The organism is Rhizobium sp. BT03 (assembly GCF_030053155.1).
Classification (GTDB): domain Bacteria; phylum Pseudomonadota; class Alphaproteobacteria; order Rhizobiales; family Rhizobiaceae; genus Rhizobium.
The window spans coordinates 93,302-114,900 of record NZ_CP125644.1; the positions used below are offsets into that span (position 1 = coordinate 93,302).

The following is a 21,599-nucleotide window of genomic DNA, read 5'->3' on the forward strand; positions in this document are numbered from 1 at the left end:
ATGCCTCGGTGATCAGATCGAACAGTTCAACCGAGCAACACTGCTATCTCTATGCGGAATGTTGCCAGGTCTCACGACAATGGCTTCATCGATCCGAAATCGGGCAAAGCCCCGCTCGCGTAGCCGACGGCCCCGAGCGAAGCGATGGCGATCCGGCCGTTGCGGATCGACAGGAGCGGCCCGTCCCGCCCCTGCTCGTAGAGATCGGGATGGGCGGCGGCAAAACGCGCTTTCTCCCCCTGCGGCGCGCCCTGCATGCCGGCCACATAGTGATGACCGTTGCGCTCGACATGGGAGAGGCCGAGAAGCGAGACCAGCGCCAGATCCTGCTGCACGGCAAGCCCGGCCTGGCAGGTCAGATCCTCGCCGGAGAGAAACAACCCCGGCATACCTCCCGTTCTGATGCGGATCGCCTTGAGGAGCGAGCGGTAAATGCCCTTGCAGGTTTTCGAGGAGACGCCGGTATAGCCGAGCTCGCGAGCGTCGGCGAAAGCCTCGTCGCCATCGTCGCTCTCATCGATCAGGAAGGGCAATTGCGCCGCCAGATCCCCGAGCGGCGTCTGCATGGTGATCGCGCGAGAGAACGGCTGTTCGACGAAGGCAATGGCCGCGCGTAGCCGCGCCAGCCGCGGCATCGCCGCGATCTGCGCCAGCAGGTCCGCAAGCTGTTCGGCGGCGGCGAATTGTTCGTTGCCATCAACCGTCACCCGGTAGTCGGGCAGGCGGTCCAGCACCGCGGCGATCCGCGCCAGCCGGTCGAGATCGGCATCGGCCGCGCCCGAGAGTTTGATCTTGAACCAGCGATTGCCATAGCGCGCGATCACTGCCTCGAGGCTTTCCGGCAGGCCGTCACTGAGCGGATCGACGATATCGCCCTCGGTGATCGGGTCGAGAAGCCCGATCGTATGCCGGGCTGCAATCGAGTCAGCAGGGCGAAGGCCGGCGAGCACAGCTGAAGCAGCATCCGCATTGATATCGCCAGGCAACATCTGGCCGCCGATGCCGACGAGGTTGCCACGCACCGCATCGAAGAAGGAAATTCCGGCGAGACGGCAATAGGCATCCAGCGCGGCACGGGCGATCAGCGAAGGGCCGAAACCGGCGGCCAACGGATTTCCGGGCAGGCGGCGGGCGGTTTCCATCTCGTTCAGGCGCGCGGCGGCAAACAATGTCGTCGGCGCGGACTCCTCGAGCAACGCGGCGGCCGCGGCTCGGATCGAGCCGCGCAATTGATCGACATTCTGCGCCGGCGTCAGGGCCGGATTTTTGTCGAACCATTTCGGCACCATCATTTCGGCGGCAGCACCGATAGCGGTTTTCCCCTCCTCGTCCTCGATGCGCACTCTGAGGAAGGCCTGCGGCGCCTTTTCGAGAGTTGCCACGCCGAAGCGGAATGGCAGACGCAGATTCATCTCGCGCTCGAAAGCGTCGATCTCGACAATTCTGATACGCGGCGCCGTCACGGAACCTCCGATGCTTCTGCCCATGCTCATGCCATCCGCTCCAGCATGGCGCGCGACACTTCGTGTTGGAGCGGTTCTTCGCGCAACAGCCGGCCGATCTCGTTCACCATGGCCTGCCCTTGGGCGAAATGCACCTCCTCGGTGTGGCCGGCGGCATGCGGCGAAATGGTGACATTGGCAAGTGCCGCGTCGCGGAAGGGGCTGTCCTGAGGCAGCGGTTCTTTGTCGAAGACATCGAGAGCCGCCTCGATACGGCCGGAGCGGAGCTCGGCAAGCAATGAGGCTTCGTCGACCAGCTCGGCCCGCGCGGTGTTGATGAACAATGCGCCCGAGCGCAACAGCGCCAGCTCGCGGGCGCCGATCATGCGGCGCGTTTCGGGCAGGACGGGCGCATGCAGGGAAATCACATCGCTTTGCGCCAGCGCATCGTCCAGTCCCGTTCTGACGACGCCGAGTGCCGCTGCCTCGCTGTCATTGAGATAGGGATCGACGACCAACACGCGGCAGCCGAATGGCACGAGCAGGCGCATGACCGCCCGGCCGACATAGCCGGCGCCGATGATGGCGACCGTTCTGGCACCGAGCAATTTTTGCGGCACGGCGGCGCGAACATCGAGCCATTCGCCGCCGCCACGCAATGCATGATGCAGCCGGTGAATGCCGCGCATGGCGAGCAGAGCTTCGGCGACGACGAACTCGGCAACCGAGGCGGCGATTTTCGAGGCGGCATGGCTGACACGAAGGCCGTCGTCGAACAGACGGGCGGGAACGAGCGTACGGACGCTGCCGGCCGAATGGGCGACGAGGGCAAACTGCGGATGGCGCTGGCGCGCGGCGGCATCGAAGGGCGGCGTGCCCCATCCGGTCAGGCAGGCCGTGGCGCCCTGCAGCAGCCGGTCGGCATCGGCGGCATCGATCGTGGCGCCGGCCGGCCAGCGCACGTCGCCGAGCGCATTCAACTCAGCGGTCGCCGCATCGTCGAGCATCATGCGGCGGGTCTTTTCGGTCAAAAGGACGGCGATGACGGGGGCTTGTCTGCTCATGGTTCTACTCTTTCGCTGCGGTGACGAGGCGCCTGAGATGGGTAAGATCGGCGCGGGCCTTGGCGAGCGCCTGATCCCGGGGAAGGCGGTATTGGGAATGCATCGAGAGCACGCCGGCAAAGCCGGTGGCAACCAGATGCGGGACGATGTCGTTCCAGGGCACCATGCCCTCGTCGAGCGCGTACCAGTCCGAATGCCAGGCGCGCTGACCTTGGGCGGCGTAAGCGCCGGGAAACCAACCGCAATTCTTGACACCCATGCAGCAGAACCAGGGATCGAGAAGATCGAGGGTCAGACGCCAGTCTTCGCTGCCCTCGCGAATGAGCTGATTGGCCGGGTCGGGATAGGCGCCGATCCTCATCGGATCGCGCCCGGCCAGCAGTTGCGCTGCCAGCGCGCCGGAGCTGTGCAGGGTTCCGCCGTGAAGCTGGATCGTCAGCTTGACGGCGAAGCGTTCGGCGAGGCGCTCGAAACCGTCGAGGTCACGCCGCGCCTCATCGACCTGCACCTTCCAGCGCCGGGACGGGTCATAACGCCAGAAGCCGAGCCGGACCTGGCCGATGCCGGCCTCGCTGCAGCAACCGAGAAGCCGCGATGCGGCATCGTCCGGCCGGATGGCGTCGATGGTCGCCATGGGCGTGCGTAGGCCGGCCGCGGCAAAGAGCTTGACCGCCCTGACGATCTCTTGTGGCTTGTCGGGGCAAACGGCGCGGCCGTCGCGGATGAGAAGATCGGCACAGTCGAAGCCCAAACCGGCGGTAATCTCTGCCGCCTTCTCCAGCGGCAGGCCTTCCAGGGTCTTCGTGAAATAAGCGATATCCATCGTTTCATTGCTCATCGACGAGTGGCACAAAGCTCGCTGCGGCGGCCGAACGCATCCCGGGCGCGCACCGCGTATTGCGCACCCGCCGGCGGTGACATGTGCAGGAATGCTGTCGAGATCAGTGGCACCGGACTGACCTTTTCAAAGGTCTTGCCGTCGGTGCTGGTGAGGACATCGTAGAAGATGGCGGGGCTGGCATCGCCGGCCGCCCAGAACAGCATGCGCTCCTCCCGGCCGCCGAGACCGCGGTACCGCTCGACGACGAGACCGGTGGGTGCTGCCGGCGGCGCACCGAGATCGGGAACGACAAGCACCTGCGTCAGCGACGGCAAGGGCACATCGAGATCGATACTGATCCGGCCCTCGTCGCATTCGACGACGCTGATCGGATGCAGCAGGGCAGGCTCCTGGGCGCGCCGCAATTCGGCAAACTGCGCTTCATCAGGCACCGGCGGCGCGCCGACCGGCTCGAAGGGTCCGCGCGGATTGCTTTCGTCGCGCTGGCCTTCCCAGACCTCCATCGGATTGGTGAATTCCTCGTCGATGCGCAGCAGGCAAAGCGCGTGACGGCCGGGAGCGAGCCCGCCGACTTCGAGGCGAACGGCGGTCCGGCCCGAGCGGTTGATAGCATCGACGCTGTGGATGAGGCTGATCGAAACACCGCCGCCCGGCAGCCGTGTCGGCAGGATCGCCAGGCCATCCTGATCGGGCGAGAGCGGCGGCTCGGCCGTCACCTTGCAGATGGTATCGCCGAGCGTTGCCAGCAGCTCCATCGATGTGAGGCCCGGCTTCTTGATGATGTCGAAGGGCGGCGCGCTGTCGATGTCGGTCATCAGCCTGTCCAGATCGGTCTTGTGCTCCCACTGCGCCTTGGTGAAATTGCGCGGGCCGAAATAGGCGAAGATCGTGCGCTGGCTCCAGCCGCCGATAAAAGCGTGGTCATTGCTGAGGAAGGTGAAATTCGCCGCTTTCGGCGCGATGATGCGCCTGTCGTGCTGCTCGATGATGCGGGCGATGATGCCGGCATAATAGGCCTTGCCGTGCCAGCTGTGATGATCGCTCCAGCCAAGCTGCGGATCGCATTCATCATTGACGATCGGCAGGCCGGCAAGCCGCGGATGGTGCTCCTTGAGATAATCGACGACGAGCAGCGTGCGGTCGACGATGGCATTCGTCTTCGGCGTCAGATCGTCCTTGCTGCCGTTGACGCCCTTTTCGTGGATGGAAATATAGTCGATGCGCGGCGGGCCGTCCCCACTCAGGCAGCTCGTACCGCTGTCGCAATGGGCCATAAGGGCGCGAAAGATCGGCGAGAGCGTGCGGGCGGTGCCGGGCCCGCCCATCGGCAGGCCGGGGTCGACGGCGTCGAGGCCGGCGACGCAGGCGTCGTAATAATTGGTGTAGCCCTTGATGCCATAGGTCCACCAGCCGGAGTCGGCCTCGTTCGTCGTTTCGAAGTACCATGTCCGCAACTCGTCCATGCCATAGCGCGCGCCGTAGCGGTCTGCCGTCGCCGTCACGAGATCCCGCCAGCGCCTGACCTGGTCCATGTCCTCGTAATCGGTGAAGAGATCAGACGGGTTGCCCATCAGCTCGAAGAACGGCTTCAGGCGGTGTTCGATCACCACATCGAGGGCGCGGTCGAGCAGCGACCAGTCGTAGCCGCCCGCGCCGCCGGTGGCGCGCAGCAGATTGTAGAGGTAGTGGACGCGCAAATAACGGATGCCCTCGTTCGGCAGGCCGCCGATATAGGCGAGCATCTGGCGCATCTCGGGTTCGAGCAGCAGCTCGGCAGGCGAAAAGCCGGTGCCGCGCCAGAACCGGTCGAAGGGGCGCACTGTTTGGTTGGCATCGACATTTATTCGCGTCCGTTCACGCATGGGATCGTCTCTCCTTGAGCGGAAATCTGGCGCTGCTCGCCAAGCCGGCACGGCAGGCCAAGAACCTGGTTATTTGAACTTGTCACGCATCGCATCGATGCCGGGGATGGTTTTGGTCAGATGCTGGTGCGCCGGATCGAAACGCTGGATCAGCCCGCGGCGATGTTTGCCGACCAGGATGGTGAAGATGTAGCCCCGATGGCCGGGCGAGGTGACGGTCGGGTGGTAACCGCGATCGACCAGGACGGTGTCGCCATCGCGGGTCATCAGGATCTTGACCGGACCGTCGTCGTCATAGGTGATCTGGCTGCCGAAGCCGGTCTCCGGCAGGAACCGGTAGTGATAAAGTTCTTCGTGCAGGGTTTCGGCATCGCCGTCTTCGGTGTCGTGCTTATGCGGAGGATAGCCCGACCAGCAGCCCTCGCCGGCATAGAGCTCACTCACCAGCAGATTGCCGCAGCGCCCGTTCTGCCCTTGGCCGAGCAGATGGACGATCCGCCGCTGGCTGTGGGTGTCGGGCGAGCCGACATTGACCGCGTCGACCTCCTCGGGCGTGACGCGGAACGGGGCGTAGCGCCTGTCGCAGATGCCGCCGGCAATCGCGACTTCGGCCGGGCCGCCACGAGCCGATACCCGGACGTTGGCGTTGACGGGCGCGTAAACCGAGTCCGCATCGCCTTCCCAGATATCGGCTCGCCGGCCCACCGCCCCGAAGCTGACGTCATCCACCTCGATATCCACCTGCCCCGACAGCACGACGTAGAGGCTTTCGTGCAAGGGCAGCCGCCGCGTCTCCTGGCCATCCAACGGAAGCGCGAGGAGATCGAAGTAGATGAGATCGAGCGTCCTGGAGGAGGTATCCACAATGGGACGCTGCTCGGAGCGTGGAATGAATTCGGGCATCAATTGAACTCCGGAACGATACGGTCGGCAAAGGGATTGAGCGACAGGGATTCGGCGTAGTGACAGGCGGCCGCGTGCCCATCGGCCGTCACGGCGCGCAGCACCGGCACCTCCTGCCTGCAAAGCTCGGTTGCGTAGCGGCAGCGCGGATGAAATGTGCAGCCGGGAGGCGGATGAGCGGGGTCGGCGACCTCGCCCGCCAGCCGGATGCGCTTGCCGTGGCGACGCAGCCTCGGATCGGCGATCGGCACGGCCGAGAGCAGCGCTTCGGTATAGGGATGGCGCGGGCGCGAAAAGATCTGCTCCGTCGGCGCCTTTTCGACCACCCGGCCGACATACATGACGGCGATATTGTCGGAGATGTGCCGGACAACCGAAAGGTCGTGGGCGACGAAGAGATAGGTCAGGCCGAACTGTTCCTGCAGGTCCTGCAACAGGTTGATGGTTTGCGCCTGCACGCTGACATCGAGCGCCGAAACGGCCTCGTCGGCGATGACAAGGCGCGGATTGGATGCCAGCGCCCGAGCAATGCCGATACGCTGGCGTTCGCCGCCGGAGAAAGCATGGGGATAGCGGCGCATATATTCGGGCCGCAGGCCGACACTCTGCATCAGCTCGGCAACCCTGTGCTCGAGCTCCCGGCCCTTGGCGATGCCGTTGACACCAAGCACCTCGCCGATGATGTCGATGACGGGAAGGCGCGGGTTGAGCGAGGATTGCGGATCCTGAAACACGATGCGCAGGTCGCGGTGGATTTCCTTGAGGGCGGGACCGGATAGGTCCGCGAGATCGACCGTGCCGCCGCTGCGGTCGCGATAGCGGATCGCGCCGCTGGTCGGCTGATAGATGCGCAGGATCGTGCGGGCGAGTGTCGACTTGCCGCAGCCGGATTCCCCGACAATGCCGAGCGTCTCGCCGTCCTCGACGCGCAGCGAGACGCCGTCGACCGCCTTGACATGCCCGACCACCCGTCGGAACGCACCCTTGCGGATGGGAAAGTGCATCTTGAGATCATTGAGTTCCAGCAGCGGGCTTGGCTGCATCACGGGATCGGCCATCACTGTCTCTCCTCGTAAAGCAGGCAGCTGGCGACGTGCCCGTCACCGATGACGACGGATCCGGGATCCCTCTGGTCGCAGAGACCTGCTCTCGCCTCTCTGCATCGGGGATGAAAGCTGCAGCCTTCCGGCCGGTCGAAACGCGAGGGCACCATGCCCTCGATGGTTGCGAGCCGTTCGCTCGGCTGCCCATGCATGCGCGGCACCGATTGCAGCAGGGCCTTGGTGTAGGGATGAACGGGCGCGTGGAAGATCGTGTCGACATCACCCGCTTCCACCACCCGGCCGACATACATGACGACGACCTCGTCGGCGATTTCGGCCACGACGCCGAGATCATGGGTGACGAACAGTACCGAGAGCCCGAATTCGGCCTGCAGCGAGGCGAGGAGATCGAGGATATTGGCCTGGGTGGTCACATCGAGCGCCGTGGTCGGTTCGTCGGCGATCAGCAGTTTCGGGCGACAGGCGAGCGCCAGCGCGACGCAGACGCGCTGGCGCATGCCGCCGGAAAACTGGAAGGCGTAACTTTCCATCCGCTCGGCCGGCCTGGGAATGCCGACGAGGGCCAGCGTCTCGATCGCATGTTCGCGCGCTTCCTTCTTGCCCATCTTCAGATGCAGGCGGATCACCTCCACCATCTGGTTGCCGATCGTATGGACGGGGGAAAGGGCTGCCATCGGCTCCTGGCTGATCAGGCCGATCTGGGCGCCGCGGATCGCCCGCATGTCGCGGCCGCGCGGATCGAGCGCCGCCAGATCGATGGCAGGTGCGTCTGGATCGGGCCGGTAGCGGATCGCCCCCGAGACGATCCGCCCGCCGCGCGGAACCTGGTTGAGGATCGAGCGGCCGGTGATGCTCTTGCCCGATCCGGATTCGCCGACGACGCAGACCGTCTTGCCGCGCGGAATGGAAAAGGAGACGCCGTCGACCGCCCTGATAGTCCCCGCGCCGCCGAAGAAATGGGTCCTGAGGTCATCGACCTCGATCAGCGCGTCGCGATGCGGGCTCCGGCCGCCGGCGGCGGCGAAATTGGCGTCAGTATTCATAGGGATCTGCAGCATCGCGTAATCCATCACCGAGGAAATTGAGGGCAAGCACCGTGACGATCACCGCCAGGCCCGGAAGAAACAGCCAGGGTGCGCTCGAGACCGCGAGAATGTTCTGCGCCTCCTGCAGCAGCACGCCCCAGCTGACCACCGGCGGCCGCAGACCGATGCCGAGGAAGGAGAGCGCGGTTTCGGCGAGAATCATCGTCGGAATGGCGAGCGTGACCGAGGCGATGATGTGGCTCATGAAGGACGGGACCATGTGCCGCCAGATGATGCGCATCCTGGAGCAGCCATCGAGATGGGCGGCGATGACGAAGTCCTCGGTCTTCAGCGACAGGAAGCGTCCGCGCACCACGCGCGCCAGATCGGTCCAGCCGATCAGCGACAGGATGATCGTGATCCAGAGATAGACGAGGATCGGATCGGCGCTGATCGGAACGGCAGCCGCAAGGCCCATCCATAGCGGGATGGTCGGGATCGAGTTGATGAGCTCGATGCAGCGCTGGATGACATCATCCACCCAGCCGCCGTAAAGACCGGAAATGCCGCCGAGGATGATGCCGAGGACGAGGCTGATCGCCACGCCGATCAGGCCCACGGACATCGAAACACGTGTGCCATGCACCGTCCGGCTGAAGACGTCGCGGCCCAGCCGATCGGCGCCGAACAGATAGAAGGGTTTACCCGCCTCGACCGGGCCGATCAGGTGACGGTCGAAATCGAACAGTCCCCAGAACCGATAGGGTTCGCCTTTGACGAAGAAACCGACGGGAATGACGACGGCCGGATCGGGCACGTAATTGCGGCTGAGCGCGATCGGGTCGACCTTCATCGAATAGCCGTTGACGTAGAGCGCATGAAACTGCCCCGCCGCGTCGTAACCGGCGACCTTGAGCCGCTGGGGCGGTGCATAGGTGTAGCGGGAATCATAGGTCTGCGATGAAACCGGGGCGATCACCTCGGCAAACAGGGCGACCAGGTAAATCAGCAGGATGACGACCCCTGCCCCAAGCGCCAGCCGGTGGCGGCGGAAGCGGCGCCAGATGAGTTTCCACTGGCCGGCGATCGCATCGGAATTGCGAACACGTTCAGGTATCAGTGCGATGGCTTGATCGGTCATTGGTATCGTTCCTCAGCCATTGCGAATGCGTGAATCGAGCCAGGCGAGCAGCAGGTCTGAGATCAGCGTGCCGATCAGCGTCAGCATGCTCATCAGCAGGATGAAGGTGCCGGCGAGATACATGTCCTGGGCAAACAGGGCGTTGAGCAGAAGCGGCCCCGTGATCGGCAGGCTGAGGACGATGGAGACCACCACCGAACCCGAAACGAGGTGCGGCAGCACCCAGCCGACCGTCGAGACGAAGGGGTTGAGCGCCACCCGCACCGGATATTTGAGCAGCAGCCGGATTTCGCTCAGGCCCCGGGCGCGCGCCATGTCGACATAGGGCTTGTTGAGCTCGTCGAGCAGGTTGGCGCGCATGATGCGGATCAGCGCCGCCGTCGCACCGGTGCCGAGCACGACGACCGGGATCCACATATGCGAGATGAGATCGCCGAGCTTGGCCCAGCTCCAGGCAGCGTTGATATAGAGGGGCGAAAACAGCCCGCCGACGCTTTGGCCGAAATACTGGGCCGAGACGAACATCAACACCAGCGCCAGCAGGAAATTCGGGATGGCAAGGCCGAGAAAGCCGAAGAAGGTGGCGAAATAATCGCCGAGCGAGTATTGCCGCACGGCCGAATAGATGCCGATCGGAAAGGCCACAGCCCAAACGAAGAGCAGTGTGGTGACCGAGACCACCATGGTCAGGCCCATGCGTGCCCAGATCAATTCGCTGACCGGCTTGTTCCAATCGAGGGACTGGCCGAAATCGCCATGCAGCAGGATGCCGCTGATCCATTTCCAATATTGCACCGTCCAGGGTTGATCGAGGCCATAGCGCTCGCGCAGGCCGGCGATGACGCCGGGATCGATGGTCTCGTTCTGCGAGGCAAGACGCGCGGTCATCGCGGTCAGGAAATCGCCCGGCGGCAGCTGGATGATGATGAAGGTCACGACCGAGATCGCGAACATCATCGGGATCATGTAAAGCAGACGTCTGATGATGAAGCCGGCCATATTCAAGCTCCTTCAACCGGCGATCGCCGCTCGGTCTGGGTGATGGGGCGGGGCTGCTGCCGGAATGGCGCCACGGACGCCATTCCGCCGATCGGATGTCTTTATTGCTGGTAGTAGAAGGTCTCAGGCTTTGCCGGACCCGGCGTCATATAGAAGGACGTGCTGGGAATGACCTTCGGAACGTTGTGCATATTGGTCTTGACAATACCGACGCGATCCGGCTCGAGATTGGTGCCGATGACGTAGAACTCGTCCCGGGTGATCGCCAGCAGTTCCTTCATGGCTTCAAGCTGCTTTTCGAGCGTCGGGGCTTCCTGCACCTGCCGGTAGAGATCCATCTGCTTCTTGGCGGCCGGGCTCGGTTCCTGAGCGTTCGGATCCTTGGGGTTCTGGTAATAGAGGCCCCAGGCGGTCGCGAAGCTCGACTCGTATTCGTGCGGGAAATACCATTTGGGATCGAGCAGGCCGAGGAAGTCGTAGCCTCCGCCGCCGACCCATCCGAGGCCGTCATTGTCGTTGTTCTGCAGGCGGGAGAAGATCAGCGAGCGTTCGGCCGGGCGCGGCTGCATGTCGATGCCGACGGCCCGCCAATAGCGCTGGATCAGCTCGAGAGCGTCGACCTGGATCGGGCTGCCGGTGAGGGCATCGATCGCAAAGGTGATGCGCTTGCCGTCCTGGCCGAGGCGATAGCCTTCGCCGTCTTTCTTGGTCAGGCCGGCCTTGTCGAGATACTGATTGGCGAGGTCGACGTTATATTCCAGGTATTGCGTCGCCATCTTCTCGTCGTAGAGCGCTGTGCCTTCGCGGGGCGCTGCCTGATAGGGCTTGGCCTGCCCGGCATAGATCAGCTGATTGAGCTCCTCGCGATTGATGGCGTAGCTGAGGCCGATGCGGAAATCCTTGTTGGAGAAGACGGCGCGCAAGGCCGGGTTCTTGTGGGTCTGGTTCAGCGTGATCAGCAGCGCGTTCGACCAGGCCGGCCGGGCGATGAACAGGCCGTAACCACCCTTCTGCTGGTTCTGCACGATGACCGTGCGGGCGTCCGTCGTCTCGATGAAGCGGTTCTGCATATCGATTTCGCCGCTGATCGCCTTCAGGATGATTGCCTGCGTATCCTGCATCACGTCGATGGTGATGCTGTCGAAGTAGGGCAGCTGGTTTCCTGATGTATCCACCTTGGCATAATAAGGGTTGCGCTCAGCGACGACCTGGGTCGTGCCATTATAGGGCGCGGTCAGCACCCAGGCATCGAGGGTCGGACGGCCGAGATCGCGCCAGCGGCCGGGGAATCCGATCTTGTTGTTGAAGAGCTGGACCCAGTCGGTCGCACCGGCCGCCTTCACCAGGGCGTCGATGCCATCGGGATTGAAATCCTTGTGGAACTGTTTGAGGTAATGCGCCGGTGCCGCCGCCAGGATATCGGAGCCGCGCACGGTCGCCATGTTCATCAGGAACAAGCCGTTCGGCGCGGCGAACTTGAAGACGACCTTGTTGTCGGCGAGCTTTTCGACCTTGACGGTCTCTCCGCCCGCGGTCAGCCAGTCGGGCGCAGCCGGCGTGATCTTGGTGTTGCGCAGCACATTCTCGTTCCACCACACCAGATCGTCGGCGGTGAAGGGCTCGCCGTCCGACCAGCGCGTGCCCTCCCGCAGGGTAAACGTATATTCGGTGGCGTTGTCGTTGACCTCGACACTCCTAGCGATGTCGGGGATCACCTCGGTCCACTCAGGGTTCCAGCGGACCAGTCTCGTATAGCCGATCGAACGCTCGATCTCGCTGTCGCCGCCGCCAAAGGTCGCCGTGCGCCAGGTGCCGCCATAGGTGCCGACCGATTCAAGCGGCGTCAGCACCAGCGGCTCTTTGGGCAGCCGCTTTTCCACCGGCGGCAGCTTGCCGGCATCGGTGAGCGCCTTCAATTCCGGCGCCTCCTGAAAACCGAACGCAGCCCCGGCCCAGCCGGCGCCCATGAGGATCGCCGCGGCAACGGTCGAAACAACCTGCCGCCGTAGAACTCTGACGTGTTGCATTCTGTCCTCCCTACATTCTGCTTAGGTTATCGTTAACGTATTCTCCTCAATTCCGAACGTTAACGTTATCGTTCTATCTTGTCAAAAAGATTCGCAACGACCCGATGAATGCCCATAAAGGCTTGGCTTTCACCTGATTTATGTTAGTTATCGTTATCGTAAATTTCTTACCCTCTCAGAGACAGCCCTTGAGCAGCCCCAAAGAACCGGACTCCAAAATAACCATCGCCGATGTCGCCCATGCCGCAGGCGTGTCGCCGATGACGGTATCGCGCGTGCTCAACGGCCGGGGCGGCGCCAGCGCCGAAACCAGTCAGCGCATTCTCTCAGCGGCAAACGAACTCAATTATCGCCCCAACCCCTTTGCGCGCGGGTTGCGGTCCGACCGGTCGAAAACCATCGGCCTTCTTGTTCCCGACATCACCAACCCGTTCTTTCCCGAGGTCATAAGGGGCGCCGAAGATGCGGCGAGTGCGGCCGGCTACAACCTGCTGCTGTCCAACGTCGTCGAAAACAGCAGACGGGAAGAGGAACTCATCGAAGCGCTGCTCAGGCATCGGGTCGACGGGATCATCGTCTGCAGCGCCCGGCTGCCCGATGCCGCGCTGCATAAGGCGCTCGCACCCCACCGCGCCGTCGTGCTCATCAACCGCGAGGCGCCTCCCGAAATCGCCGGAACCATCGTCACCGACTACGAGACCGGCGCGTCGCGGGCCATCGACCATCTGGTCGAGCGCGGGCGCCGCAAAATCGCAGTCGTCGCCGGGCCGCGCAGCTCCTTCGGCGGCAAGAGCCGTCTCGTCGGCTTCCGCAAGACGCTGGCCGCCCACGGGCTGAAGGCGCAGGGCATCGCCTATTGCGATCCGACGGCTGCCGGCGGAGAGGCGACGGCGGCGCAATTGCTGGCGGAAACGCCCGGCATCGATGCCCTTATCTGCTACAACGACCTCAATGCAATCGGCGCCATGAAGGCCTGCCGGGCGGCCGGCCTTGCGATCCCCGGGCAGATCGCCCTCATCGGTTTCGACGACATCCCGACGGCCGAACTTCTGTCTCCGGCGCTGACCACCCTGCGAGTGCAGAAACGGGAGATGGGAGAGGAAGCCGTACGCCTGCTGCTCAGCCGCATCGCCACCAAGAACCGTCAGCACGGCATCGTCATCGTTCCCGAGCTGATCGTCCGCGAAACGACCTGATCGACGTTAAACAGGAGGAGTATTCCATGGATGGCGACAATCTGCAGTCACTGGCCTTGGCCGAGGAGAAGAAGGCCTGGTTCGTCCATGACCGGTTCGGCATGTTCGTGCATTGGGGGCTCTATGCCCTGCCGGCACGCCATGAATGGGTGAAGAGCCGCGAAGAGCTAGATGACACCGACTATCAGAAATATTTCGATCATTTCGACCCCGATCTCTACGATCCCCGCGAATGGGCAAGGCGCGCCAAGGCCGCGGGCATGAAATATGTGGTGCTGACGACCAAGCACCACGAAGGCTTCTGCCTCTGGGACACCAAGGCCACCGACTTTAAGGTGACCAACACGCCCTATGGCAAGGATCTGCTGCGCCCCTTCGTCGACGCCTTCCGCGCCGAGGGGCTGAGGATCGGCTTCTATTATTCGCTGATCGACTGGCACCATCCCGATTTCACCGTCGATCCGCGCCATCCGCAGCGCAATCATCCCGATGCGTCGAAAATCAACGAAGGCCGAGAGATGCAGCGCTATGCCGCCTTCATGCGCGAGCAGGTGCGCGAGCTGCTGACCGAGTTCGGCCGGATCGACATCATGTGGTTCGATTTCAGCTATCCGCAGTGGAAGCTGGGCGGACTTGTCGGAAAGGGTCATCGGGACTGGGAAAGCGAGAAGCTCGTGCGCATGGTGCGCGAGCTTGCCCCGGACATCATCATCAACAACCGGCTCGATCTTGCGGGCCTGCAGCCCGACATCGTTACGCCGGAGCAATATATGCCGCGCGCCTGGCCGAAACGCGACGGCCGGCGCGTCGTCTGGGAAGCCTGCCAGACGCTCAGCGGCTCCTGGGGTTATCACCGCGACGAGGACACGTGGAAAAGCACGGAGCAGCTGGTGCAGATGCTGGTCGGCACCGTCGCCATCGGCGGCAATCTCTTGATGAATGTCGGGCCGACGGCACGCGGCACGCTCGACCATCGGGCGATATCGGCGCTCGCCGCCTATGAGGAGTGGATGGCGCTGCACGAGCGCAGCATCGTCGGCTGCACCCAGTCCGATTTCACCGCGCCGCCCGACTGCCGCCTGACCCAGAACGGCGACCGGCTCTACATCCACCTCTTCAACTGGCCCTACAAGCATCTGCATTTCGATGCCCTGGCCGGGAAGATCGAATACGCGCAATTCCTGCATGATGCCAGCGAAGTGACCTGGCTGCGCCCGTCCGCCAATACGCTATGGACGAACACCCAGTTCCCGGTCGCCGAGGACGAACTGACATTCGTCCTGCCGGTACGCCGCCCCAAGGTCGTCGTCCCGGTCATCGAGGTCAAGCTGAAGGCGGGAAGTGCGGCCGGCGTTCAGGATTAAGGCGCAGTGCCCTGAGCGGGCACGACATGGTGCCCGCTCAGGAGAAGGGCTCGGTCGGCATCAGTCCTGTCTCGTGTCGTCGGACCCGATCAGACTGCCGCGGCTGACGAGCGACGGTATCTGGAGAATATGCTCGGCGGCGGTGCGGCCTTCAATTCTGGAAATGAGAGCCCGGGTCGCGATCTGACCGAGCTCCCTGCCCGATTGATCGATACTTGCGAGATTGACGAGGCCGAGGGCTGCGGTGGACGAGTTGTCATAGCCGACGACGGCGAGATCTTCGGGCACGCGCACGCCCATTTCCATCGCCAGGCTCAGCAGCGTGATGGCATCGAGATCGCTCCAGCAAAACACGGCGCGCGGCCTGTCCTTCCTCGATAGGAATTTCCGCATCGCGGCTTCCCGCTTCGGCGGAGCGATCGGAATTTTGCCGATTGGCGCGGAGGCGCCGAGCCCGCCGCGCTGCATCGCCCGTCGGAAGCCGATCTCGCGCTGGCGCACGACGGACACCGCGTGCCCTTCGCGCTCGCCGAGACTGAGCATTTCGATGTCGCGATAGCCGCGGGCCAGCAGTGCCTCCACCGCAATCTCCGCGCCGCGCTGATCGTCGGCATTGACTGTATCGAAGGCCGTGGCGCCGGCATCGTGGTAGCCGACCGCGACGATCGGGATCTGGGCCGCGAACTTGGCGAGAATTTCCGAGGGCAGGCGCGGCGCCACGAGAACGAGGCCATCCATCTTGTAGTCGATCATCGACTCGATCAGCGACGTCTCCAGCTGCACGCGCGCATCGCTGACGCCGATCATCGCCTGATAATGCGACGGCGCCAGCACGCCGTTGACGCCGGCGATCACCTCGGGAAGGAAGGGATTGCGGATGTCGATCAACAATACGCCGATGGTGAAGCTGCGGCCGCGCAGGCCCCGCGCCGCCCGCGAGGGGCGGTATCCGAGCGCATCGATGGCATCGGTCACCCTGGCGCGCAGCGCGTCGCTGACGCCGTAGGCGTTTCGCATCACCTTGGAAACCGCCGCGACCGATACGCCTGCATGCGTTGCCACTGTCCGGATCGTCACACGATCGTTTCGCTGCGGCTTCTGTTTGTCTTCGACTGACATGGACTCTCTGGCTTGCGGCTGCGGGCCGCCGACAATCGCCCGCGGAATCACCATGGCAGACTGGCGATGAAATTTCTATTGCGCTTCGCAAGAAAATGTAGAACGTTATATGGAGAACGTTCTACAATTCATCGGGAGGATGTGATGAACTTTCAGCCGGCAGCCATCCGCGGCAATCTCGTTTCGCGCGCCTGGTCGGGGGAGATGATCGCACCGCTGTCGGATGGCGGTCAGGGAACGCCGGCAAGCTTCGTCTCGCAGACCTTCGAACATGACGGCGCCGGGCTTCCGGTCGAGCTGTTCATCTCCGCGCTCGGCCTTTACCGCTGCTTCATCAACGGCGCGCGCGTCGGCGACGAGCTGCTGACGCCGGGCTGGACGAATTACGACGATCGCATCGCCTACCAGCGATATGATGTCTCGAACCTGCTCAAGCCCGGCCTCAACCGCATCGAGATCTGGCTTGCCGACGGATGGTACCGGTCGCCCCTGATGTGGGGCGCCAAGCCGATCCCAAACTGCTGGGGCGACAGGATCGGCGCCATCGCCGATCTGGTCGGGCCGGGCGGCCCCCTGCTCTCCACCGACACGACATGGCGCAGCGGTCCGCTGCCGATCCTGCAGTCGGGGATCTATTTCGGCGAGGTCTACGATGCTCGCGCGGAAAACCGCGTCGAGACGCATGGCACGGAGAGATTGCCTTTCGACAGGGCGCTGCTCGTCGCGCATGAAACCGCCGCCGTGCGGGAATTGCCCCCGCTTGCTCCCGTCGAAAGCTGGATCGACGATGACGGCAGGACCGTCTACGATTTCGGCCAGAATGCCGGCGGCTATGTCAGATATACGGTCCGTGGGGCGGCCGGCGCCGAAGTGCGGGTGGAGCATTCGGAAGTGCTCGGCCCCGACCGCCATTTCGACAATCGCAATTATCGCACCGCCGCGGCCCATACGCTCTACACGCTGCGCGGAGACGGTGACGAGACCTACGCGCCGCATTTCACTTTCCACGGCTTTCGTTATGCCAGGGTGACGATCAAGGGCGAGGCCGGGATTCTTGCGATCGCCTCCATCCCGATCTCGTCGGTGCCCGAGCCGGCCGGCGGCTTCACCTGCCGCAACCCCCTCGTCAATCGCCTCGTCGAGAATACCATCTGGTCGCAGCGCGCCAATTTCGTCGAAGTGCCCACCGATTGCCCGCAACGCGACGAACGCCTGGGCTGGACCGGCGACGCGCAGGTGTTTGCCGCAACCGCCTGCTGGCTGAGCGACAGCCAGTCCTTCCTCAGGAAATATCTGCGCGATGTGATGGCCGACCAGCGCGAGGATGGCGCCGTCTCGCATTTTTCACCGGACCCGACCCGTCTGCACCCGGCCAACTTCCCGGGTTATGCCGGCTCGACCGGCTGGGGCGATGCGATCGTCGTCATCCCCTGGGTGCTCTATACCCATTACGGCGACCGGGCGATTCTGGCGGAATGCCTGGCCTCGATGGTGCGCTGGGTGGATTTCGTCTGGTCGATCTCGGATGGCCCGATCGTGCATCCGCCGTCGCATTGGGGGGCGCGCGGCTTTACCTTCGGCGACTGGCTGCAGCCGGTCGGCGACAATCGCAAGCCGCGCCCCACGATCGCCGACGACTGCGCGGCCACACTCTACCACTTCATCTCGACCGACCTTCTCGCAAGGATTGCCGCCATTCTCGGCGAAGATGCGCTCGAAGCCGAGATGCAGCGGCGCGCCGGCGAGATCCGGCGGGCTTTCGCCGACGAGTTTATCACGCCGGCGGGGCGGCTCGCGCATAACGACCAGACATCCTATGCGCTGGCCTTCCTGCACGAGCTGATACCGGCGGAACATCATGAGGCTGCCCGGCGGCATTTCCGGCAGGTGGTCGTCGACGCCGACTACAGGATCGGCACCGGCTTCATCGGTACGCCTGCCCTGCTGCCGGCGCTGACGAAGCTCGGGATGGACGACCTCGCCGAAAAGGTCTTCCTGCAGGAGGATGTGCCGGGCTGGCTTTATCAGGTTTCGAAGGGGGCGACGACGATCTGGGAGCGCTGGGATTCCATGGCGCCGGATGGCACCATCTACGAACCCGACATGAACAGCTACAACCACTACGCCTATGGCGCCGTCTGCCAGTGGCTGTTCGAATGCGTCGCCGGAATTTCGCCGAACCCGAGCGCGCCCGGCTTTGCCGAGGTGATCATCGATCCCGCGCCGATCGCCAGCCTCTCGCCGGTTGCGGCCCATCATGACGTCAGCCAGGGCCGCATCGAGGCCGGCTGGCATTGCACCGGCAGCGAGGTCACCTATGTGCTGACGCTTCCGGAAGGCTGCATCGGCCGCTTCCGGCCCGGACGCCGGCACCAGAACCCGTCGCTCGACGGGCAGCCTGTCGTCGAGGAAGCCGTTCTGCCGCCGGGAACGCACCGGCTGGTCTTTTCTCTACCCGATAGTTGAGGAGCATACACGTCACACCGTTCAGAGGAGGAACGTCATGACACATCGGATAAAGCGCATTCTCGCCGGCGCATCCACGCTTCTGGCCCTGGTCGCGGCCGGCCCGTCGCAGGCAGAAACCACCCTGTCTTTCCTGATCGACAACAACCCCGATACGGTCGCCGCGGCCGAGGCCCTGGTCGCCGCCTATCAGACCAAGGCGCCCGACGTGACGATCGAAATCGAGCAGCGGCCGGGCGGCGGCGAAGGCGACAACATCATCAAGACGCGCCTGGCGACCGGAGAAATGTCCGATGTGTTCCTCTATAATTCCGGCTCGCTGTTACAGGCGCTGAAGCCCGCGCAGACGCTGGTCGATCTCACCGGCCTGCCGTCGCAAGCGAAGGTGGATAAGAGCTTCAAGGCGGTCGTCAGCGCCGACAGCAAGCTCTACGGCGTTCCCTTCGGCACGGCGATGGCCGGCGGCATCCTTTACAACAGAAAGATCTACCAGGACCTCGGCCTCTCCGTTCCGAAGACATGGGCGGATTTCATGGCGAACAATGCCAAGGTCAAGGCGTCAGGCAAGGTCGCCGTGGCGCAGACCTATCGCGACACCTGGACCTCGCAGCTGTTCGTTCTGGCCGATTATTACAATCTGCACGCCGCCGTGCCGAACTTCGCCGCCGACTATACCGCCAACAAGGCGAAATATGCCGAGACGCCGGCGGCGATGAAGGGCTTCGAGCGGCTGAAGGACGTTCACGACGCCGGCCTGATGAACGAAGATTTCGGCGCCGCAAGCTATGATGACGGCCTGAAAATGGTGGCGACCGGCGAGGCCGCGCATTACCCGATGCTGAGCTTTGCCGTCGGCGCGCTCAAACAGAATTATCCGGAGAATCTTGGCGATGTCGGCTTTTTCGCTCAGCCGAGCGACGATGCGGCCACGAACGGCCTGACGGTCTGGATGCCGCCGGGCCTTTATGTTCCCTTGACCAGCCAGCATGCCGAGGAAGCGCGGAAATTCGTCGATTTCGCCGGAAGCGTCGAGGGCTGCAAGATCATGGTGGACACCAACGCCGTTCAAGGGCCTTCCCTGGTCGACGGCTGCGATCTGCCGGCCGACGTCCCGCCCGCGATCAAGGACATGCTTCCCTATTTCGAGGCCGAGGGAAAGACGACTCCCGCCTTGGAATTCGTGTCGCCCGTCAAGGGGCCGGCGCTCGAGCAGATCACCGTCGAGGTCGGCTCCGGCATTCGCCAGCCCGCCGAGGCGGCGAAACTCTATGACGAGGATGTGCGCAAGCAGGCCAAGCAGCTCGGCCTGCCCAACTGGTAGCGGTCTTTCGGCAACCTCGCTCGCGAAGGGGCGAGGTTGCACAGATCGAAGAGATTGATATGACCGAGACACGCCCCCGCTCGCGCAAATCGCCCTACCCGCTGTGGTTTTTCATTCCCGCCGCAATCATCTACGGCGTGCTGTTCCTGGTCCCCACCGTATCGTCTCTGTGGTTCAGCCTGACGCGCTGGGATCTTTCGACGGCCGAATTCATCGGGTTCGAAAATTTTCAGCAGTTCTTTTCCGAACCCTTCCTGGTCAAGGGACTTGTCAACACGCTGATCTACGCGGTGGCGACGTCGGGCCTGAAGACGGTCTGCGGGCTGCTGCTCGCCGTCCTTCTGACCGGCAATATCTTTGCCCGCGGCTTCCTGCGCACGCTGGTCTTCTTTCCCGTGCTGGTCTCGACGATCGGCATCGGCATCACCTTCACGGTGATGATGCACCCGACCAGGGGCATCATCAATGTCACGCTCGAGGCGCTCGGCATTCCCGGGCCGGGATGGCTCACCAATCCGGCGCTGGCGCTTTTTTCCGTCGCCCTGGTCGATGTCTGGAAAGGTGTCGGCCTCGCCACTCTGATCTTCATCGCCGGTCTTGCCGCTATCAGCCCCGATTATTACGAGGCGGCGAGAATCGACGGAGCCACGCGCCTTCAGCAATTTTTCCGCATCACCCTGCCGCTCGTGCGTCCCGCCACCCTCGTCGTGGTGACCTTGTCGCTGATCGGCGGGCTTCGGTCGTTCGACCTGATATGGGCGATGACCCGCGGCGGGCCGGGTTTCTCCTCGGATGTGATCGCCTCGGTCATCTACAAGCAGTACCAGGCCGGCTTTTATGGCCTGTCGACGGCCGGAAACGTCATCCTGTTCGCGCTGATCGCCGTGATCATCCTGCCCATCACCTTATGGTTCAACCGGCGCGAGGTCGAAGAATGAGAAGCGTCCGCCCTTACGTGACCGGCGCGATCGCCCTTGCCGTGGCGGCCATGATCTTCGTGATGCCCTTCGTTTTCGTCGCTCTTCAGGCAGTCAAATCGAAGTCCGAAGCCTCCCGCCTCGATTTCGAATTGCCCGGGCAATGGCTGTTCTGGGACAATCTGACCGCCGTCTTCAAGGCCCGCGACTACCAGCTCGTGCTTGCCTATTTCAACTCCACCCTGATCACCGTCGTCTCCGTCACCATCCTCCTCCTGCTCTCGGCGATGGTCGGCTATGTGATGCAGCGGCGCAGGACGGTCTGGAACAAGGTGGCTTCCGTTGCGCTTTTCATGGGCCTGATGATGCCGCCGGCCGTGGTGCCGACCATCGGCCTCCTGCAGGAGATCGGTCTCTTCAAGACCATGACCGGAATGATCCTGATCCAGGTCGCCTATAATCTCTCCTTTTCGATCTTGCTCTATCGGTCGTTCATCTCGACCATACCGCGCGATCTCGACGAAGCGGCGCTGATCGACGGCGCCAAGCCGCGGCAAATCTTCTTCAGGGTCATCCTGCCGCTTTTGAAACCGGTAACGGTGACCAATATCGTCGTGCAGTCGATCGCGATCTTCAACGATTTCACCAACCCGCTTTATTACCTTCCCGGCAAGGAGAACGTGACGGTGCAGCTGACGCTCTATAATTTCCAGAGCATGTATACGAGCCAGTACAATCTGCTCTTCATGAATATCCTGCTGGTGACGATCCCGCCGCTCATCGTCTTCATCTTCTTCAACCGGCAGATCGTCGCGGGCATGACATCAGGCGCAGTCAAAGGGTAGCAA

General features: G+C 63.4%; 17 protein-coding genes. 6 read left to right on the top strand and 11 right to left on the bottom strand.

The genetic code is table 11. The features are described from left to right. Nucleotides 1-71: 71 nt before the first annotated feature. The 10 genes from QMO80_RS29965 to QMO80_RS30010 all read right to left on the bottom strand — a co-directional run bounded on the left by QMO80_RS29965 (nt 72) and on the right by QMO80_RS30010 (nt 12,368). Nucleotides 72-1,493 (bottom strand): mandelate racemase, encoded by a 1,422-nt coding sequence (locus QMO80_RS29965; protein ID WP_283201475.1) that lies wholly within the window; start codon nt 1,491-1,493, stop codon nt 72-74. Beyond that, a complete protein-coding gene (locus tag QMO80_RS29970; protein ID WP_283201476.1) occupies nt 1,490-2,506 on the bottom strand; it encodes a hydroxyacid dehydrogenase in 1,017 nt (338 codons plus the stop codon). The genes QMO80_RS29965 and QMO80_RS29970 overlap by 4 nt, the downstream gene beginning before the upstream one ends. 4 nt (nt 2,507-2,510) lie before the next feature. Continuing rightward, nucleotides 2,511-3,329 carry a sugar phosphate isomerase/epimerase gene (locus QMO80_RS29975; RefSeq protein WP_283201477.1) on the bottom strand — a complete coding sequence of 273 codons (819 nt, stop codon included), beginning with the start codon at nt 3,327-3,329 and terminating at the stop codon, nt 2,511-2,513. 11 nt (nt 3,330-3,340) lie between these two features. Further along, nucleotides 3,341-5,209, bottom strand: coding sequence for a glycosyl hydrolase (locus QMO80_RS29980; protein WP_283201478.1), 1,869 nt, complete (start codon nt 5,207-5,209; stop codon nt 3,341-3,343). Between the two features lie 69 nt (nt 5,210-5,278). Next, the gene (locus QMO80_RS29985; RefSeq protein ID WP_283201479.1) at nt 5,279-6,112 is read right to left on the bottom strand and encodes a 5-deoxy-glucuronate isomerase; all 834 of its coding nucleotides are present in this window, start codon (nt 6,110-6,112) and stop codon (nt 5,279-5,281) included. After that, on the bottom strand, nt 6,112-7,170 hold the full coding sequence (locus QMO80_RS29990; RefSeq protein WP_283201480.1) for an ABC transporter ATP-binding protein: 1,059 nt from the start codon (nt 7,168-7,170) through the stop codon (nt 6,112-6,114). Before QMO80_RS29990 ends, QMO80_RS29985 begins: the two co-directional genes overlap by 1 nt. Then, complete coding sequence (locus tag QMO80_RS29995) at nt 7,170-8,219, bottom strand: ABC transporter ATP-binding protein (RefSeq protein ID WP_283201481.1); 1,050 nt, start codon at nt 8,217-8,219, stop codon at nt 7,170-7,172. Before QMO80_RS29995 ends, QMO80_RS29990 begins: the two co-directional genes overlap by 1 nt. Continuing rightward, complete coding sequence (locus tag QMO80_RS30000; protein WP_283201482.1) at nt 8,209-9,342, bottom strand: ABC transporter permease; 1,134 nt, start codon at nt 9,340-9,342, stop codon at nt 8,209-8,211. Before QMO80_RS30000 ends, QMO80_RS29995 begins: the two co-directional genes overlap by 11 nt. 12 nt (nt 9,343-9,354) lie before the next feature. Further along, a complete protein-coding gene (locus QMO80_RS30005; RefSeq protein WP_283201483.1) occupies nt 9,355-10,341 on the bottom strand; it encodes an ABC transporter permease in 987 nt (328 codons plus the stop codon). 101 nt (nt 10,342-10,442) lie between these two features. Next, nucleotides 10,443-12,368, bottom strand: a complete 1,926-nt coding sequence (locus QMO80_RS30010) for an ABC transporter substrate-binding protein (protein ID WP_283201484.1) — start codon at nt 12,366-12,368, stop codon at nt 10,443-10,445. Between the two features lie 260 nt (nt 12,369-12,628). Here QMO80_RS30010 and QMO80_RS30015 point away from each other — a divergent pair, with 260 nt between their 5' ends. Both QMO80_RS30015 and QMO80_RS30020 read left to right on the top strand, forming a co-directional pair. Next, on the top strand, nt 12,629-13,564 hold the full coding sequence (locus tag QMO80_RS30015) for a LacI family DNA-binding transcriptional regulator (RefSeq protein WP_283201536.1): 936 nt from the start codon (nt 12,629-12,631) through the stop codon (nt 13,562-13,564). Nucleotides 13,565-13,590: 26 nt separating this feature from the next. Further along, nucleotides 13,591-14,928: an alpha-L-fucosidase gene (locus tag QMO80_RS30020; protein ID WP_283201485.1), complete on the top strand. Its 1,338-nt coding sequence runs from the start codon at nt 13,591-13,593 to the stop codon at nt 14,926-14,928. 60 nt (nt 14,929-14,988) lie between these two features. On the opposite strand, the gene QMO80_RS30025 is transcribed toward QMO80_RS30020, so the two are convergent. Further along, nucleotides 14,989-16,047, bottom strand: a complete 1,059-nt coding sequence (locus tag QMO80_RS30025) for a LacI family DNA-binding transcriptional regulator (protein ID WP_283201486.1) — start codon at nt 16,045-16,047, stop codon at nt 14,989-14,991. A gap of 144 nt (nt 16,048-16,191) precedes the next feature. Here QMO80_RS30025 and QMO80_RS30030 point away from each other — a divergent pair, with 144 nt between their 5' ends. From QMO80_RS30030 to QMO80_RS30045, 4 genes are read left to right on the top strand one after another with little or no spacing between them, the layout of a single operon-like run. Beyond that, a complete protein-coding gene (locus QMO80_RS30030; RefSeq protein WP_283201487.1) occupies nt 16,192-18,513 on the top strand; it encodes an alpha-L-rhamnosidase in 2,322 nt (773 codons plus the stop codon). Between the two features lie 37 nt (nt 18,514-18,550). After that, entirely contained in the window at nt 18,551-19,834 is a 1,284-nt protein-coding gene (locus QMO80_RS30035) for an ABC transporter substrate-binding protein (protein WP_283201488.1), read from the top strand. Between the two features lie 59 nt (nt 19,835-19,893). Then, nucleotides 19,894-20,772 carry a carbohydrate ABC transporter permease gene (locus QMO80_RS30040; protein ID WP_283201489.1) on the top strand — a complete coding sequence of 293 codons (879 nt, stop codon included), beginning with the start codon at nt 19,894-19,896 and terminating at the stop codon, nt 20,770-20,772. Then, on the top strand, nt 20,769-21,596 hold the full coding sequence (locus QMO80_RS30045) for a carbohydrate ABC transporter permease (protein WP_283201490.1): 828 nt from the start codon (nt 20,769-20,771) through the stop codon (nt 21,594-21,596). Before QMO80_RS30040 ends, QMO80_RS30045 begins: the two co-directional genes overlap by 4 nt. Nucleotides 21,597-21,599: the final 3 nt, after the last annotated feature.

Coding starts and splice junctions, on each gene's coding strand:
- QMO80_RS29965 (WP_283201475.1), bottom strand. CDS start 1,493: ATGAGCATGGGCAGAAGCATCGGAGGTTCCGTGACGGCGCCGCGTATC.
- QMO80_RS29970 (WP_283201476.1), bottom strand. CDS start 2,506: ATGAGCAGACAAGCCCCCGTCATCGCCGTCCTTTTGACCGAAAAGACC.
- QMO80_RS29975 (WP_283201477.1), bottom strand. CDS start 3,329: ATGGATATCGCTTATTTCACGAAGACCCTGGAAGGCCTGCCGCTGGAG.
- QMO80_RS29980 (WP_283201478.1), bottom strand. CDS start 5,209: ATGCGTGAACGGACGCGAATAAATGTCGATGCCAACCAAACAGTGCGC.
- QMO80_RS29985 (WP_283201479.1), bottom strand. CDS start 6,112: ATGCCCGAATTCATTCCACGCTCCGAGCAGCGTCCCATTGTGGATACC.
- QMO80_RS29990 (WP_283201480.1), bottom strand. CDS start 7,170: ATGGCCGATCCCGTGATGCAGCCAAGCCCGCTGCTGGAACTCAATGAT.
- QMO80_RS29995 (WP_283201481.1), bottom strand. CDS start 8,219: ATGAATACTGACGCCAATTTCGCCGCCGCCGGCGGCCGGAGCCCGCAT.
- QMO80_RS30000 (WP_283201482.1), bottom strand. CDS start 9,342: ATGACCGATCAAGCCATCGCACTGATACCTGAACGTGTTCGCAATTCC.
- QMO80_RS30005 (WP_283201483.1), bottom strand. CDS start 10,341: ATGGCCGGCTTCATCATCAGACGTCTGCTTTACATGATCCCGATGATG.
- QMO80_RS30010 (WP_283201484.1), bottom strand. CDS start 12,368: ATGCAACACGTCAGAGTTCTACGGCGGCAGGTTGTTTCGACCGTTGCC.
- QMO80_RS30015 (WP_283201536.1), top strand. CDS start 12,629: ATGACGGTATCGCGCGTGCTCAACGGCCGGGGCGGCGCCAGCGCCGAA.
- QMO80_RS30020 (WP_283201485.1), top strand. CDS start 13,591: ATGGATGGCGACAATCTGCAGTCACTGGCCTTGGCCGAGGAGAAGAAG.
- QMO80_RS30025 (WP_283201486.1), bottom strand. CDS start 16,047: ATGTCAGTCGAAGACAAACAGAAGCCGCAGCGAAACGATCGTGTGACG.
- QMO80_RS30030 (WP_283201487.1), top strand. CDS start 16,192: ATGAACTTTCAGCCGGCAGCCATCCGCGGCAATCTCGTTTCGCGCGCC.
- QMO80_RS30035 (WP_283201488.1), top strand. CDS start 18,551: ATGACACATCGGATAAAGCGCATTCTCGCCGGCGCATCCACGCTTCTG.
- QMO80_RS30040 (WP_283201489.1), top strand. CDS start 19,894: ATGACCGAGACACGCCCCCGCTCGCGCAAATCGCCCTACCCGCTGTGG.
- QMO80_RS30045 (WP_283201490.1), top strand. CDS start 20,769: ATGAGAAGCGTCCGCCCTTACGTGACCGGCGCGATCGCCCTTGCCGTG.